Below are 15,618 nucleotides of genomic sequence, written 5' to 3'. Positions count from 1 at the left end.
AAAGGAGCGCACTCATATGGCGTTTCAACTGCGGGTCGCGACGGATCAGTACCTGGCGTTCGCCCGAACCCTGACGCATCAGGCGATGGGCAATTACTACCGTCACTATGATTTGTCGTGGTCCGACAAGGGCTTCGATACCGCCTGGGTCGGCCGGGAAAACTGGCTGATCTGCCGAGACGACACCGTATTGGGCTTTATCAGCCTGAGTCGGGATGCCGAGGCACTCTATATTCGCGAATTGCACATCCTCGACTCCTTTCGCCGGCAAGGGGCGGGTGCCTGGGCCCTGGAGCAAATGACGCTCAAGGCGCACACGGAAGGACTTGGCCTGCTACGGCTGACGGTATTCAAGACCAATCCGGCGAAAAGACTCTATCAGCGCATGGGCTTGGCTATCGTGGGCGAGGAAGACTGTTTCTGGCGCATGGAGCTTGATTGTTTGCCCGTCAACGTGCGGTGAGCAGGTGGGTAATCCACTCATTTCAGCAAAACAGGCACTCGATTCTAATAAGCGCATACTGACTCTACGAGACGACTTCCTGATCGTACTTCGGGGTTTCATCCACTGACGCGATGATGCCGTCTTTCATGCCCAGCAGGACTGCAACCTTATGGGCTCCCCCACGCCATCCCTTTTTGCGCCCGGCGAACGCTTGAATAGACTTGCCTTGATGCTCCAGCCAGGCCGTGGCTCGTGTGCAGCAGTGCGAGTACCGGGCATAGTTCAAAACCGTTCAGGTTTGTGTAAATCGAGATGAGTGTGTCACCTCTAGGGGTGTGCAGAACAGGATATTACATCCAAATGAGTGGAATCGGTTCGCGGTTAAGGCTGGAAAGAGAGCGACTTGGCTTGTCGCAAAAAAACTTTGGCGAAATAGGAGGCGTAGAAGCGAACGCGCAAGGTAAATATGAAAACGGTGATCGGGCGCCGAAAGCCGACTACTTGTCCCGTGTGGCTGAAAGAGGTGTGGATATCCTGTACGTGTTGACAGGTAGCCCTACGCCCATCCAGTTGGATAACTTGAGCCGGATCGAAGAGAAAGTGCTGGGCAACTATCGGGCAATGTTCAAGGAAGACCAGGACGCAATCCGCCGATTGACCACTACCCTGGCGGAGCATTCATTCGCGTTTAATGGAAAAGCCAAGCCGGCGGCCCAGGATTCCTGAGCCTTTGCTTGGGAAAGAACCCCGTCTGCCGCTCGGTAGACGCTCGTAGTGTATTGAAACTCTATATATATGACGCTTGCAGCTAGGTCTGTGCCTTGGTTTTTTGCTAAGGTGTTCAGCAACCTATAAGACCATATCGCGAGGTGTCTGCTTGATTAGGGTGCTAGTAGTCGATGACCATGATCTCGTTCGTACAGGCATTACACGAATGCTGGCTGACATCGATGGCCTACAAGTAGTCGGCCAGGCCGAGTCAGGGGAGGAGTCCCTGATCAAGGCCCGGGAGTTGAAGCCTGATGTGGTTTTGATGGACGTCAAAATGCCTGGTATCGGCGGTCTTGGCGCCACTTGCAAGCTGTTGCGCAGCCATCCGGACATCAAGGTCGTCGTAGTCACTGTGTGTGAGGAAGATCCATTTCCTACGCGGCTTCTACAAGCGGGTGCCGCCGGCTACCTGACAAAAGGCGCGGGTCTGGCAGAAATGGTCCAGGCCATTCGCCTGGTGTTTGCCGGCCAGCGTTACATCAGCCCGCAGATTGCCCAACAGTTGGCTATCAAATCGTTCCAGCCCACCAGTGACTCGCCGTTCGATGCGCTGTCGGAGCGGGAGATCCAGATCGCCTTGATGATTGTCGGCTGCCAGAAAGTTCAGTCGATTTCCGACAAGTTGTGCCTGTCGCCGAAAACCGTGAACACCTACCGTTATCGAATTTTCGAAAAGCTGTCTATTAGCAGCGATGTTGAATTGACCCTGCTGGCGGTTCGCCACGGCATGGTGGACGCCAGCGCCTGAAATGTCGGTATCTGAAATGCCAAGCGCTGAAATACCAAGCTCTGAAATAAGTGTCCCGTTTAATTCGAGTGCCTTTCTCGCAACCTGCAGTGGCCGTCCCGGCGTGTATCGCATGTTCGACAGTGATGCGCGCCTGCTTTACGTCGGTAAAGCCAAAAACCTGAAGAGCCGCTTGGCGAGTTACTTTCGCAAGTCCGGCCTGGCGCCGAAAACCGCTGCGCTGGTGGGGCGTATTGCCCAGGTGGAAACCACCATCACTGCCAACGAAACCGAGGCGCTGCTGCTTGAGCAGACGCTGATCAAGGAATGGCGGCCGCCCTACAACATCCTGCTGCGTGACGATAAATCCTACCCGTATGTATTTTTATCGGACGGTGACTTTCCGCGCCTGAGCATCCATCGTGGCGCGAAGAAGCAGAAGGGCAAGTACTTTGGACCTTACCCCAGCGCCGGCGCGATCCGCGAAAGCTTGAGCCTGCTGCAAAAGGCTTTCTTCGTGCGCCAGTGCGAAGACAGCTTCTACAAGAACCGTACCCGCCCGTGCCTGCAATACCAGATCAAGCGCTGCAAGGCGCCATGCGTAGGCCTGGTCGAGCCCCAGGAATATGCCGAGGACGTGCGTCACTCGGTGATGTTCCTCGAAGGGCGCAGCAATGCCCTGGCCGACGAGCTGTCCGGCGCCATGGAGCAGGCGGCCAGCACCCTGGATTTCGAGCGCGCCGCCGAACTGCGTGACCAGGTGTCGTTTCTGCGTCGGGTCCAGGACCAGCAAAGCATGGAAGGTGGCACCGGCGACGTCGATGTCATCGCCGCCTTCGTCAACCCGGGCGGTGCCTGTGTGCACTTGATCAGCGTGCGTGGCGGGCGGGTATTGGGCAGCAAGAATTTCTTCCCGCAAACCGGTATACAAGAAGAGGTCGCCGAGGTCATGGCGGCGTTCCTGGGCCAATACTACGTCAGCAGCCCCGAGCGCGACTTGCCTGGCGAACTGATCGTCAACGTGGTCCATGAAGACTTCCCTGTGCTGATCGAGGCGATTTACAAACTGCGCGGCCGCGAACTGGACATCAGTCACCGGGTACGTGGTACCCGTGCCCGCTGGCAGCAGCTTGCCGTGACCAACGCCGAACAGGCCTTGAGCGCGCGCCTGGCGAATCGACAGCACGTCGCCGCGCGTTTTGAAGCCTTGGCCGAGGTCCTCAAGCTCGATGAGCCGCCCCAGCGCCTGGAGTGCTACGACATCAGCCACTCCAGCGGCGAGGCGACGGTGGCGTCCTGCGTGGTATTTGGGCCGGAAGGACCGATCAAGTCCGATTATCGACGCTACAACATCGAAGGTATCACCGCTGGCGATGACTACGCGGCCATGCATCAGGCCTTGACCCGGCGCTTCAGCAAATTGAAGGATGGCGAGGGTAAGCTGCCGGATATCCTGCTGGTGGACGGCGGCAAGGGCCAGCTGTCCATGGCCCGCGATGTGCTCAATGAGCTGGCGGTGCCTGATCTGATCCTGCTCGGCGTGGCCAAGGGTGCTACCCGCAAGGCCGGTTTTGAAACGTTGTACTTGAATGATGCGGCTCATGAGTTCACTTTGCGGGGAGACTCGCCGGCGCTGCACTTGATTCAGCAGATCCGCGATGAAGCTCACCGTTTTGCCATTACCGGCCACCGTGCCCGACGTGGCAAAACCCGGCGTACCTCAACCCTGGAAGGGATCGCAGGCGTGGGGCCCAAGCGTCGGCGGGAACTGTTAAAACATTTTGGTGGCTTGCAGGAACTATCGCGTGCCAGCATCGACGAAATAGCCAAAGCCCCTGGTATCAGTAAAAAGCTCGCTGAGTTGATTTATGCAAACCTGCACAGCGAGTAGAATGCCTAACTCACCTCGTAGCCAGTTGTGCCGATGAATATCCCTAATCTGATCACCGTACTACGCGTCCTGCTCATTCCGATTTTCATTTTGCTGTTTTACCTGCCGTACGAATGGAGTTACATGGCCTCCAGTTCGGTCTTCGCCTTTGCGGCGGCGACCGACTGGCTGGACGGCTACCTGGCCCGTCGCCTGGAGCAGAGCACGCCGTTTGGCGCGTTTCTCGATCCCGTGGCCGACAAGCTGATGGTGGCGGTTGCCTTGGTGCTGCTGGTGCAGGAACACGGCAATCTCTGGCTGACCCTGCCAGCCGCCGTGATCATCGGTCGTGAGATCGTCGTCTCTGCCTTGCGCGAATGGATGGCCGAAATCGGCGCACGCGCCCATGTGGCGGTCTCCAATATGGGCAAATGGAAAACCGCGGCGCAAATGCTCGCCCTGGTGATCCTGCTGGCTAATCCGTCGAACTTCACCTTCTGGGTGCTGCTGGGCTATGCTTTGCTGCTGATTGCCGCAGGCCTGACCCTGTGGTCCATGATCCAATACCTGCGCGCCGCCTGGCCTCATCTGCGGACCACCGTTGAAAAGAAATAAAACTTTTTTGAATCAAGGGGTTGACGGGTGATGTGGATTCTATAGAATGCGCACCACCAAGACGCGGGAATAGCTCAGTTGGTAGAGCACGACCTTGCCAAGGTCGGGGTCGCGAGTTCGAGTCTCGTTTCCCGCTCCATTTTTAAACAGTGTTGCCTTCGGGTGGCACTGAGTGAAACCAGGGCCAAGCTTTCGAGCTAGGGTCTGGACGCTGGAATACACACCATGTGTTTCAGTTAGCGTGTCCCCTTCGTCTAGTGGCCTAGGACACCGCCCTTTCACGGCGGTAACAGGGGTTCGAGTCCCCTAGGGGACGCCATTTGCGGGAATAGCTCAGTTGGTAGAGCACGACCTTGCCAAGGTCGGGGTCGCGAGTTCGAGTCTCGTTTCCCGCTCCAAACATTGCGCTGCAGAGTTCTACTGAGCTCTGCAGCGATTGAAAAAAGGACCTTCGGGTCCTTTTTTCGTTCCGGCGGGAACCACTGAAATCCAGCACCATCCAGTGCATTTAAGTCCTGAGTTGAGTCTTGAATGAGGGTCTTGAATTCGGACGCGCACTGAATCGGTTTGTTGCTGGAGCAGCTTGGATAGCGAGATGAGCATTTGGCCCTGACTCTGATCAGGAGCTCGCTATAGCACTCTCGGATACCACCGTTCGGCCAGCAGAAGCGCATGTCTCTGGGCAGTTGCGCGTGGACGCCGTGATGAGGCGCGCGCCTTGGTTGCTCAAGGCATCAATCCTTATGAGCATCGTAAACAGCAGCGTCGCTCTGTTCGTAATGCGGCAGAGCACACCTTTGACGCGGTGTTTGATCAATGGGTTGCGTTCCGCAGGCTGAGCCTGGAGGAAGGTCGCCAGAGCACGCTCTCGCAAATCCTGAGAGTCTTCAAAAAAGACGTCCTGCCAATGCTTGGTCGGCGATCAACCAGATTTTCGAGCGCCTTGAGCACGGCGATGTTCCATCGCGCGTGGTCATTGATTTTGGTGCTGTTTAAGAGAGTGAAAAAGCATGAGCAGGTTGAATTGCGAATCTGAGCTGAGTAGCCAGACCGCACTTGTTAACAGTGCGACAGATGGCGGAGGCTGACCGGCTGTCGGTCGCGGCCGGCGTGTCGTCTTTCGGGTTGATGGGCAGTGCCGGCGCCGCAGTGGCTCGCGAAATTGAATCCTGCTGGACACCCAGGCTCCTGCCTCGACGATGAAGTAGCGGATCACCCACGCCTCATTATCGAAATAGAAGTCTTTCACTTCGCCGATATCGCCATCGGTCGCCGCAATGGTGTAATCCTCCAGGTTTTGCATGCTTGGTAACAGAGGACTGTCCTTTGGTGAGCACCGATTGATGTTCTCGGCACAAGGAAACGCTGCAGGCCGATTATTCGACTTGCCCAAGGACACGGTGCACCCTGCTGTTGCTCAACGTCTGTTCGCTGGCGAACCTGATTCAGGTGGGTTTATCCACGCAGGCGCTGATCGACGCTCCACGACGTTTGCGTCGCTCGAGCCATTCAAAGAGTCCCATGCCGGCTAACATGGCGATGACAAAAACAACACCTTCAGGAATGCCCGAGCCTAGCAGCACCACAGCGGGCCCCGGACAAATACCCGCCACGCCCCAACCGACGCCGAACAGAAGGCTACCCATGACCAGGCGCCGATCGATATTTCGAGCGGTGGGCAGGTTCATCGGCAGCCCCAGTAGCGATTGGGTTCGCGTTCTTGCGAACTTGAAACCTGCTGCCGCCACCGCAATGGCGCCGCCCATGACAAAGGCCAGTGAGGGATCCCAGCGTCCGCTCACGTCGAGGAAACCTATGACTTTGGCCGGGTTTGTCATTCCGGAAACCAGTAAGCCGATACCGAACACCAAACCGGCAACCCACGCATAAAAAAGCGGCATGCTCAAAGGCCTCCCAGGAGATGTCCAACGACAAAAACGGTCATGAAACCCGCGCTCATGAACACGAGTGTGGCGACCGCGGAGCGCAGGGATAAACGCGACAGGCCACACACACCATGACCGCTGGTACAGCCAGCCCCATAGCGTGTGCCAATACCGACCAGCAGGCCGGCAAGGATCAAGAGTGGATAACCGGCGTCGATCTGCACCGCAGGCAATGGCGCGACAAGTTGGTAAACCACTGGTGCCATCAACAGTCCCAGCACAAATGTCGCTCGCCAGGCGACATCCCCGGTCACCGGGCGTAGCAGACCGCCGACGATGCCGCTGATGCCGGCGATGCGTCCGTTGAACAGTATCAACAGCACGGCGCCCGTGCCGATTAATAGGCCACCGACCCATGCACTCAGCGGGGTGAAGTGGCTCATATCGATCATAGCGATTTCCTTTTAGGGGGCTCTGAGGAGGATGACTGATTGGGGAGGGCGGGCATTAATTCATGCCCAGCCAATTGGGCAGTGCCAAGGTAATCCAGGGTACATCGGTAATCAGCACCAGGAACAGTAGCAAGAGCACCTGATGGTGGCAGGCACTGACATGCCTGTCACCGCGGACGTCACGAACAAGTTCAGACCGACCGGAGGTGTGATCAAGCCGATCTCCAGATTGACCACCATGATGATCCCAAGGTGAATCGGGTCGATACCCAGCTTCATGGCAATCGGAAAAAGGATCGGCGCCAGGATCAGGATAATGGCCGAGGGCTCCATAAAAGCGCCAGTCACCAATGCCTATAAACGAGCGACGGTTGAACGGTTGGATATCCCGAACATCTTGAGTCGGGAGTTAGATGTTCCGGCACCCAGCCAGGTCTGGTGCGGCGACATCACCTACATCTGGGCCCAGGGGAAATGGCATGCCTCGCATCAGCAGTTCGGAAAAGTCGATGGACTCCACCAACGATTGCTCAAGGGTATACAAGGCATGAAAACCCAGCGCATCGGATGCCATATTCAACAGTGACAGGCCCAAGGTAATGCCCATCACACCGATGGCGGATGGCAGGCCTACGTAGCGCCGATTGAGCATTCAGTGAATGCCGCTCTTGCCGAAATTGCACATATTACGGCCAGCCGTTGCGCAGCAGTTGTTGCAACTCATAGCGTAGATCAGACGTGGCGCTTGATCCTCGTATCGGGATGTGATGTGGTGGGCTACATAGAAAGACGACTTCCCTTCGCCATGTAGGGCGCTCGCAACTTTAATTCTTTTCAGCATTTCGAGGTTTCATGCAAATCGAGTTACAGGAGATTAGCGACCACCTCTATCGTTTCGCTCCATTTGATACGCTGCCAAAGGAATCGGTAGACGCCATCGCTCGGCGGGTAGAAGTGAGTTATTTCAAGGCCGGCAGTGACATCCTTGAAGCGGGCGCGATCATTCATGACTTGCACTATGTACGTAGCGGTGCGGTGGAGATTTACCGGCGCAATGGCGAGCTCTACAACCGACTTGTCGAAGGCGACCTCTTCGGTCAGGCCGGTTTGTTGCGCAGTAACAAGGTGCGTTTTCCCGCCAGAGCCTTGGAAGATAGCCTGATCTATTACATACCCGCCGACGTCTTCGCTGACCTGTGCGCGCAGCATGATGCTTTCGCCGACTTCGTCGAAGCTGAGGGGCACTCCAGGCTCAAGACTGCCGTTGAGGTGCAGGGGCGTGCGAGTGAGCTTATCCAGCTCAAATGCCGAGCCCTTATCTCCCGGCCCTTGGTGTGGGTTACGTCGGATACCTGCGTCGGCGCCGCGGCAAAAATCATGACAGAGCAAAGCGTTTCTTGCGTTCTGGTGATGTCATCAGCGGGCTTGCAGGCGGCTGAAATAGAAGGGATTGTGACCGATAGGGACCTTCGCACACGCGTTGTCGCGGCAGGCCGAAACGCTGACGAAACGTCTGCCCGAGACATAATGACGGCCGAGCCGGTAGCGATAGGCGCAGACGACTCAGTGTTTGAAGCGATGCTGGTGATGTTGCGCCGTAATATTCACCACCTGCCGGTGGTCCATCATGGCCATCCGATCGGACTGATCAACCTGTCGGATATCATCCGCTACGAGTCACACAGCAGTTTGCACCTGGTAAACAGAATCTCTAACCAGACTTCGGTCGACGGTTTGAAATCGCTTTTACGTGACCTGCGCGGAACCTACATCCGCATGGTGCGTGACGGCGCGACGGCGCACATGATTGGCAGCGCGATTTCCGGTATTGGCCGGGCCTTTACCCAGCGTTTACTGGAACTGGCAGAGAAAAAACTGGGGCCGCCTCCGGTGCCTTACTGCTTCATGGTGCTGGGTTCCATGGCGCGTGATGAGCAGTTATTGGTGACGGACCAGGATAATGCCCTGGTACTCGACGACCGCTTCGATCCGATCCAGCACGATGCTTACTTCCGCGCGTTGGCGACGTTTGTCAGTGATGGCCTGGCCGCGTGCGGCTACAGCTATTGCAAGGGAGGGATCATGGCCACGAACGATCAGTGGCGTCAGCCATTGAGGGTATGGCGAAGTTATTTTGATCAGTGGATCGAAAAGCCTAACCCGACGACGCTGCTGAACAGTTGTATTTTTTTCGATCTGGATGGTGTGTTTGGCGAGCTCGAGCTTGTACAGGAACTTAAGGTTCTGTGTGCTCGAAAATCCAGCGCACACCCTGTTTTTCTGAGCGCCATGGCGCGGATTGCCCTTAACCGGACGCCGCCACTGGGCTTCTTCCGTACTTTTGTCGTTGAGACAGATGGGCAGCACAAACGGATTATCAACCTCAAGGGGCGAGGCACTGCACCGCTGACCGACCTGATCCGCATCCATGCGCTCGCCTGTGGCAGTACCGCGCAGAATTCATTTGACCGCATGGATGCCATAGCGAGCAGCAACGTCATTCCGCCTGAAGCATTAAAGCAACTTCGATATGCGCTGGAGTTCCTGTCGATGGTGCGAATTCGACACCAGGTGGACGCACTGGAGCAGGGGGCTGCGCTCAATAACTACATCGAACCGGAACGCTTTTCCAGCAGTGAGCGACATAACCTAAAAGAGGCGTTTCAGGTCTTGAGTAATGGCCAGAATTTCTTGCGCTTTCGTTATCCGCCCAAGGGTCGCCTCTCGTGATGAAGCACATGAAAGCGCAGCCCAATCATAAAATGCTGGAGTGGTCTGCCAGGTTCGAGACCCTGGCAGAAAATGCCGTTAACAGCCGCTTGCGACAGTTCTATCAAGCCGGCGCGGTCTCGGCACAGGCATCCATTGACAGCGTGCAACTGCTGGCCATGGACGTGGAAACCACCGGCCTTGATGCACAGGCTGACAGCATTGTGAGCATCGGGGTAATGCCGTTCACGCTGCAGCGCATTTATTGTGGGAGCTCACTTTACTGGGTGATAAAACCATCGTCCGAGCTGAATGAAAAGTCAGTGACGTTTCATCACATAACCCATGCTGAAATTTCAGATGCTCCCACCTTTGAGCAGGTGCTAGCCCCGTTGCTGGAGGCCATGGCAGGCAAGGTGATGGTCGTCCATTATCGGAATATTGAGCGGGCCTTTTTGGATCAGGCAGTGCGTAGGCATCTAGGGGAGGGGCTGGAATTTCCGGTCATCGATACGATGCAGCTAGAGGCTCGATTGCATCGGCAGAAACTGGGTTGGTTCGCCCGACTCATGGGGCGCTCACAGCAGTCCATACGGTTGGCGGATAGTCGCACGCGGCTAGGGCTCCCGGCGTATCACGCCCACCACGCATTAACCGATGCCCTCGCGACAGCTGAATTGTTGCAGGCGCAGATAGCGACTCACTATTCGACATCCACGTCGGTTGGCAAGTTGTGGAACTGAGTCAGTTGCTGAGGTTCAGGGTTTAATACGCGAGGCTAGCACCATTCGATGGCCTCGGTGTGGCAGCGATTTGCTACAGGTGGGCAATGTGTTGCCGCTGACCCAAAGCTGGCCCAGTAAAGGCTGGTGGGGGGCGCCAACAAACTTCAAGGTGCAATCGTATTGGCGTGTTGCACCTTGAAGCTAGAAGCGAAAGTTACGTATGCCTTAGCCCCTGTTCACTAACGAGGCTCAGACATCAGTCCTTTCACGAGGGATATACACCCAAGCATGAGAACGATAGCGAACGGCAACCCTGTTGAGACGGCCATCGCCTGCAGTGCCACCAGACCTCCACCCAATAGAAGGGCAATCGCAATCACGCCCTCAATGATCGCCCAGAACACACGTTGAGGCACCGGCGCATCCACCTTGCCCCCGGCGGTGATCGTGTCGATTACCAGGGAGCCTGAGTCCGAGGAGGTAATAAAAAACACAATGACCAGAACGATGCCCAGGAATGAGGTGATCTCTTTAAGCGGCAGCGCTCCCAGCATGGCGAACAACTTCAGTTCCAGCACCGCGTCCTTGACACCCATCAGGCCCTGTAAGGTCGCTTGATCAATGGCCGTTCCGCCGAACGTTGTCATCCACAGCACAGAAACCACTGACGGCACAAGCAGGACCGAGATCAGAAACTCTCTGACCGTTCGACCACGACTGACGCGCGCGATAAACATGCCTACAAACGGCGACCAACTGATCCACCACGCCCAGTAGAAGGCCGTCCAGCCTTGGGTGAATTGAGTGTCAGTGCGGCCGAATGGATTTGACAGCGCCGGCAGGTATTCAACATACGTCACCAGGTTCTTGAAGAAACCCGTGAAGATCGCCAAGGTCGGCCCTACGACGATGATAAACACCAGCAAGAGCAATGCGAGTCCCATATTGATCTGGGAAAGCATCTTGACGCCCTTATCCAGGCCCGAAAGGACTGACCACAGAGCGATTAAGGTGATGCCAACGATCAGCACGACCTTGCTCAGATTCGTCGATTGTATTCCGAAGAGATATTCAATCCCCGCAGCAGCCTGTTCTGCCCCAATGCCCAGAGAAGTCGCCAACCCGAATAGTGTGGCAAATACCGCCAGAATATCGATGATATGCCCTGGCCATCCCCAAACGCGCTCACCCAGTAACGGATAGAAAATTGAGCGTATCGAAAGCGGTAAGCCCTTGTTGTAAGAAAACAACGCCAGGGACAACGCAACAATCGCATATATCGCCCAGGGATGAAGCCCCCAGTGAAAGATCGTAGCGGCCATCGCTAAGTCGGCGGACGCCTTCATATCACCCGCGGCACCTCCCAGGGGCGCCCAGTCCGTACGCACTCCGCTCGCATCGACTGTCACGCCTCCCATGGACGCCGCGTAATGCGACATGGGTTCGGCTACGCCATAAAACATCAACCCAATGCCCATGCCCGCGGCAAACAGCATTGAAAACCATCCGACGTAGGAGTGGTCTGGTTTGGCATCTCTGCCGCCCAAACGCACCTTTCCCAGCGGGGAGAAAATCAGCGCAATGCACAGCACGACAAAAACATTCGCAATGCTCATGAAGAGCCAGGCGAGATGGCTGGTTAACCAGTTTCGAATGGCGCTGAAGAGCGGTTCTACTTCATTCTGCAAGGCCAGTGTCAAAATCACGAACAGTAAAATGGTGGCCGCTGAAATGATGAAGACTTTGCCGTGGATATCGAGCGAGAACGAAAACTCTCCCTTGATATTGTCTTGACCAATGACATAGTCAGTGTCGATCAGATTGGCAGCTCCACTAGGAGCAGGAATACCATCCTCACTGGCGACGTGAGGGGTGTTAGGCCGATCATCCGTAGGCTTTTCAACCATGAGAATCTCCTTATTGTTGGCACGTCTTAACGTGCAGTTGTCATTATCCCCGCTGTTCCTATGGTAAAACGAGATGTAAGCGCCTTTATCCTAACAAGCTTTGAGAACAAAACCGGCAAAACCTGCCTATTGCATAGCCCTTCGATCGAATATGTCACAACCACATGACTTCTTTGTGGGCTTCAATCTGTTCGATTGAGTGCAAACAAGTCCAGAATTGAGTCTTTTCCTGCTTCGGCAAGAAAATAAACCCCTTAAATTTCAATGGGTCGGACGGTTGCTGGGGCAGCTTGGGTAGCGAGATGAGCATCTGGCCCCTGGGTAGAGTTATCCGCAAGTCAGCCTCAGAGAAGCCCAGGCGCGACGTGATGAGGCGTGTGCCTTGGCTGCCCAAGGCATCAACCCCTATGAGTACCGTAAACAACCAAACGCAAGTGGCTTGTGTCGGGGGGCGCGGCGTTATCTGAAGAAGGGCCTGGAGAACAGGTCAAGGGTCTGGATCAAATGGGTGTCGTCACGCAGTGTGGGAGTAATCTCGGGGACAAACCAGTTGGCCAGACTGAAAGACCTGAGCATGTCGATATAGCGGGTCACTGCATCCAGTTCCAGGGGGTAGTTACTGAGCAGTTTGTCTTCCCTGAACGCTCTGGCCAAGAGTCGCTCACGGTCATGGGGTAAGTTGAGCTCGGTCATAACCTTGGAAGCGATATCGGCATATCCAAAACCGCTTGGGTGCATGCCGTCCACGCTCAGGTAACCGCCGGCCTTCAGGCGAGTCAGCTGTGGTGAGGAAAAGTCCAGCTTGCCGTCCAGGTAACGGTTGTCGACGAGTTGCTCGGGGGTTGCCCGTAGGCGCAGGTGCGGGTCCAGATGATTCTTGTAGTCGATCTCGTCCAGCTGTTTGTAGCTGTCTATAAAGTGCAGTCGGTTCTCGCTGTGGGTCGCGGCCGCGGCCTGAATGAAGGTCTGCCGGATGCGCTGGTTAACCTCCGCCACATTCCGGTCGACGCTGGCTACCAAGGTGCCGGGAAGCCTGGCGGCGCTAGGCTGCAGCCGGGCAAGATAAGCTTCGGCATAGCCGTCCTGGCGGTCGTTGGACGTCGGCAGCAGGGCAGCTACTGCGCTAACCTTCGGCAGTAGCACGATCACTACCTGGTGTACGCCTACGGGTAACTTTGCGATGCGCTGCGCCACCACTTCCCATTGTTCGAAGTAACCGCGGCCTTCTGGGTCTTCCCCTTGGGTAATGCCAAGTCCAGGTTTCCCTTGGAAGCCGAACTCGAACAGCCCGTGGTTGTGTCCTGATTGGATCAGTAGGGTTTCCGGCTGCCGAGCCTCAACCCAGTCCAGCGGGGAAAAGTCATTGAAGTCGGGATGGTTTTGCGGGTTCAGTACGTACTTGCCGTTGATTGCGACGTGCAGATCGGGAATGCTGTCGAGGTGCTCCAGTATATTGCCTTGGGTGCGATCGCTTATGTCGCTTTCATAACGCCTGGCCGAGCAACTATACAGGTCGTGAACCTCGCTTCCGGCGATGGCAAGGTTATCGAAGGACTGGCTCCTTGAGTCCGGCGCTTGCGTGCGCCACTGTTTGAGGTTGTTTGTCAGTCGCGCTGGCAGGCCGGCTGCCAAGGCGAGCGTCTTGGGGGAGAGCAGTACGGGATCCAGGCGCCTGAGTTCTTCTTCAAGGTCGAATAACACCGGCCGTGGATGATCGGGGGATACGAAGCTCCAGCCCTGTTCGGCAGCCATTCTGGCTGGCCAGGACTGCGCACAGTACTCTGCCTTTACTGTCAGGCTCCTGCAACCTTGGGGTAGCGAGTCGCCGATCGCCATCAGTTTTGGATTGAGCCTGAATATCGTCATGGTGTCAGCCCTTGGATGGGGAGATGAGGTGTTTCCTCTCGCGGGAAATACCTGGACGCTGCGGAACATTAAGCCATCCTAGAACCTGACTCAGACCTTCCCCTTGAGCGCAGGCTTGATCGAATCCGCCGTAGTTCTGAAGATGCTGAACTCGATGGGCTGACCGCTGGCGACAGTGATGCTCATGACGTTCGAGTGGGCGCCATAGAAAGTGTTTTTCCTGATCGTGGACTTGTATTGAAGTCCATCCCTCGTCTCTGTCTTGGGCGACTCGTAATGGAACTCCAGAGGCAGACTGGGTGTGAATTGGTTGATCGGACTAGACATGAGTTCGTGGATAACGGTCTTGTTTCCTGCGCTATCAGATATTTCCATGTCGGCGCAGTACGAGGTGTGCATGTCGCCGGTCAGGAATACAATATTACTGATGCCATTCTTCAGGATGTATTCCAGGATTTTTTCTCGTTGAACCTTGAAGGCTGGATCACACCATTTATCCTGCTCCGGGTTCTTCACTGCTCCCACGAAGGGAACGCTGGTAACGATGAACTTGGTGTTGTTCTTGTACTGACCCATCCAGGCGAGCAAGTTTTGGAGTTGCTTGTCGTCGATCATTTGCCCAAGCCCGGATATGCGTGAAGTGCGCGTATCAAGCACGAAGAATTGAACGTCGCCATAGCTGAAGGTGTAGTAGTACTGGTCGGGGGCGCCCAGTGTGATGGGGTTGTGAGAGTGTTGGAATTCCCAGTAGGCTTTGAGTGCTATGCGCGGCAAGGTACTCCCGAGTCCACCGCGACCATTTTCGTAATTATTAATGATCTCGTGGTCATCCAGGATCATGTAATGCGGCAATTCGGTCAGTACTTTCTTGGCCGGGATGCAGTCATCCCAGGCGTCCAGATACTTGTCCCGATAATGTTCCAGGCTGGCCTCAGGCTTGAGCGGAATATCGGCATATATCTGGTCGCCTGCATGGATCATGAAGCGCGCCTGGGTTTTTGCTGCGACTCTGGAGATAGTTACCCAAGACTGGTCTGGCCGTTCCAGGATGCCAAGTGAGTGCAGGTTGCAGGAGCCGAGCAAAAAGGTGAATGGTTGCTTGCTGGTTTTCGGGAAAGTCTTGAATCGGCCTTCGGCGTAGGCATCCCTTATGCGTGCATCAGTTGGGTCTTCGAGTCTTTTCCCAAAGGCTACCTTCACCTTGTAATCAGTGTTGGCAGTCAATCCGGTGAACTCATGAACAGCGGTAAAGAACTCGGATTCCTGGGTTAGGATAGGGAATTCATCCAATTTCTTGTTGCTGGCTGGGTTGATTAACTGAACGAAGGCAACTGGCCAGCGGGCTGACGCTCTGACCCAGATCTTGGCGGAAGTGCCCGTAGTGTGTCCCAGAATAAGTCTTGGCATTCGAATGTTCCTTTTGTATGCGGTTCCTAGGCTTGCCAAGACGTTGCCGGCTTGGCTGATATGCGCTGAGGATGCTACGAATCGAACAGCTTGTTCTGGTGAGCAAATGGCTTCGTTACATTGTCCAAGGCGCGCGTGAGTGAATTGTAGATGCCAAAATGGTGTATGCCAGTTTTCTCGGCAAGCACTCGGTGCACTGATGCTGGGGAGGGCAGACCCGCCAGAATGGCGGGTCTGA

General features: G+C 55.7%; 12 protein-coding genes, 3 tRNA genes and 5 pseudogenes. 13 read left to right on the top strand and 7 right to left on the bottom strand.

The genetic code is table 11. The features are described 5' to 3' along the window. The first annotated feature begins 16 nt into the window (after positions 1–16). Complete coding sequence (locus tag ACZRKZ_RS07770; RefSeq protein ID WP_463969529.1) at positions 17–463, top strand: GNAT family N-acetyltransferase; 447 nt, start codon at positions 17–19, stop codon at positions 461–463. Between the two features lie 64 nt (positions 464–527). Here the strand turns inward: ACZRKZ_RS07770 and ACZRKZ_RS07765 are convergent. Beyond that, a pseudogene (locus tag ACZRKZ_RS07765) lies at positions 528–724 on the bottom strand (helix-turn-helix domain-containing protein). Between the two features lie 81 nt (positions 725–805). Between ACZRKZ_RS07765 and ACZRKZ_RS07760 the strand changes: the two are divergent. From ACZRKZ_RS07760 to ACZRKZ_RS07725, 8 genes and pseudogenes are all read left to right on the top strand, one after another. Then, positions 806–1,171, top strand: a complete 366-nt coding sequence (locus ACZRKZ_RS07760) for a helix-turn-helix domain-containing protein (protein WP_463981263.1) — start codon at positions 806–808, stop codon at positions 1,169–1,171. Between the two features lie 151 nt (positions 1,172–1,322). Then, a complete protein-coding gene (gene gacA, locus ACZRKZ_RS07755; protein ID WP_133100139.1) occupies positions 1,323–1,964 on the top strand; it encodes a response regulator transcription factor GacA in 642 nt (213 codons plus the stop codon). A gap of 16 nt (positions 1,965–1,980) precedes the next feature. Further along, on the top strand, positions 1,981–3,834 hold the full coding sequence (uvrC, locus tag ACZRKZ_RS07750) for an excinuclease ABC subunit UvrC (RefSeq protein WP_463981262.1): 1,854 nt from the start codon (positions 1,981–1,983) through the stop codon (positions 3,832–3,834). Positions 3,835–3,867: 33 nt separating this feature from the next. Then, a complete protein-coding gene (pgsA, locus tag ACZRKZ_RS07745) occupies positions 3,868–4,428 on the top strand; it encodes a CDP-diacylglycerol--glycerol-3-phosphate 3-phosphatidyltransferase (RefSeq protein ID WP_133100138.1) in 561 nt (186 codons plus the stop codon). A gap of 63 nt (positions 4,429–4,491) precedes the next feature. After that, positions 4,492–4,567: transfer RNA gene (locus tag ACZRKZ_RS07740), tRNA-Gly, on the top strand. Between the two features lie 104 nt (positions 4,568–4,671). Continuing rightward, positions 4,672–4,747: transfer RNA gene (locus tag ACZRKZ_RS07735), tRNA-Glu, on the top strand. A 3-nt stretch (positions 4,748–4,750) separates the two neighbouring features. After that, positions 4,751–4,826, top strand: a tRNA-Gly gene (locus ACZRKZ_RS07730). 259 nt (positions 4,827–5,085) lie between these two features. Next, positions 5,086–5,353 (top strand): annotated as a pseudogene (locus tag ACZRKZ_RS07725) (tyrosine-type recombinase/integrase); the annotation flags it as partial. Positions 5,354–5,873: 520 nt separating this feature from the next. On the opposite strand, the gene ACZRKZ_RS07720 reads toward ACZRKZ_RS07725, so the two are convergent. The 3 genes and pseudogenes from ACZRKZ_RS07720 to ACZRKZ_RS07710 form a co-directional block, all read right to left on the bottom strand. Then, complete coding sequence (locus tag ACZRKZ_RS07720; protein ID WP_463981261.1) at positions 5,874–6,329, bottom strand: DUF6691 family protein; 456 nt, start codon at positions 6,327–6,329, stop codon at positions 5,874–5,876. 2 nt (positions 6,330–6,331) lie between these two features. Next, entirely contained in the window at positions 6,332–6,766 is a 435-nt protein-coding gene (locus tag ACZRKZ_RS07715; protein ID WP_463969534.1) for a YeeE/YedE family protein, read from the bottom strand. Positions 6,767–6,821: 55 nt separating this feature from the next. Continuing rightward, positions 6,822–7,117 (bottom strand): annotated as a pseudogene (locus ACZRKZ_RS07710) (TRAP transporter large permease subunit); the annotation flags it as partial. Between the two features lies 1 nt (position 7,118). On the opposite strand from ACZRKZ_RS07710, the pseudogene ACZRKZ_RS07705 reads away from it, so the two are divergent. The 3 genes and pseudogenes from ACZRKZ_RS07705 to ACZRKZ_RS07695 all read left to right on the top strand — a co-directional run. Then, positions 7,119–7,247, top strand: a pseudogene (locus ACZRKZ_RS07705) (IS3 family transposase); the annotation flags it as partial. Between the two features lie 371 nt (positions 7,248–7,618). After that, entirely contained in the window at positions 7,619–9,496 is a 1,878-nt protein-coding gene (locus tag ACZRKZ_RS07700) for a DUF294 nucleotidyltransferase-like domain-containing protein (RefSeq protein ID WP_463981260.1), read from the top strand. Next, a complete protein-coding gene (locus tag ACZRKZ_RS07695) occupies positions 9,496–10,218 on the top strand; it encodes a 3'-5' exonuclease (RefSeq protein WP_463981259.1) in 723 nt (240 codons plus the stop codon). Before ACZRKZ_RS07700 ends, ACZRKZ_RS07695 begins: the two co-directional genes overlap by 1 nt. A 221-nt stretch (positions 10,219–10,439) precedes the next feature. Here ACZRKZ_RS07695 and ACZRKZ_RS07690 read toward each other — a convergent pair whose 3' ends face one another. Next, on the bottom strand, positions 10,440–12,107 hold the full coding sequence (locus ACZRKZ_RS07690; protein ID WP_463981258.1) for a BCCT family transporter: 1,668 nt from the start codon (positions 12,105–12,107) through the stop codon (positions 10,440–10,442). A gap of 337 nt (positions 12,108–12,444) precedes the next feature. On the opposite strand from ACZRKZ_RS07690, the pseudogene ACZRKZ_RS07685 reads away from it, so the two are divergent. Continuing rightward, positions 12,445–12,519 (top strand): annotated as a pseudogene (locus tag ACZRKZ_RS07685) (integrase); the annotation flags it as partial. 47 nt (positions 12,520–12,566) lie between these two features. Here ACZRKZ_RS07685 and ACZRKZ_RS07680 read toward each other — a convergent pair. Both ACZRKZ_RS07680 and ACZRKZ_RS07675 read right to left on the bottom strand, forming a co-directional pair. Next, positions 12,567–13,859 (bottom strand): hypothetical protein, encoded by a 1,293-nt coding sequence (locus ACZRKZ_RS07680; RefSeq protein WP_463981257.1) that lies wholly within the window; start codon positions 13,857–13,859, stop codon positions 12,567–12,569. A 204-nt stretch (positions 13,860–14,063) separates the two neighbouring features. Next, positions 14,064–15,380 carry an alkaline phosphatase D family protein gene (locus ACZRKZ_RS07675; protein WP_463981256.1) on the bottom strand — a complete coding sequence of 439 codons (1,317 nt, stop codon included), beginning with the start codon at positions 15,378–15,380 and terminating at the stop codon, positions 14,064–14,066. Between the last annotated feature and the right edge of the window lie 238 nt (positions 15,381–15,618).

It is taken from the genome of Pseudomonas sp. c313, assembly GCF_055407145.1.
The sequence above is the reverse complement of the archived record's forward strand: the minus strand, read 5'-3'. Positions and strand labels throughout refer to the sequence as shown.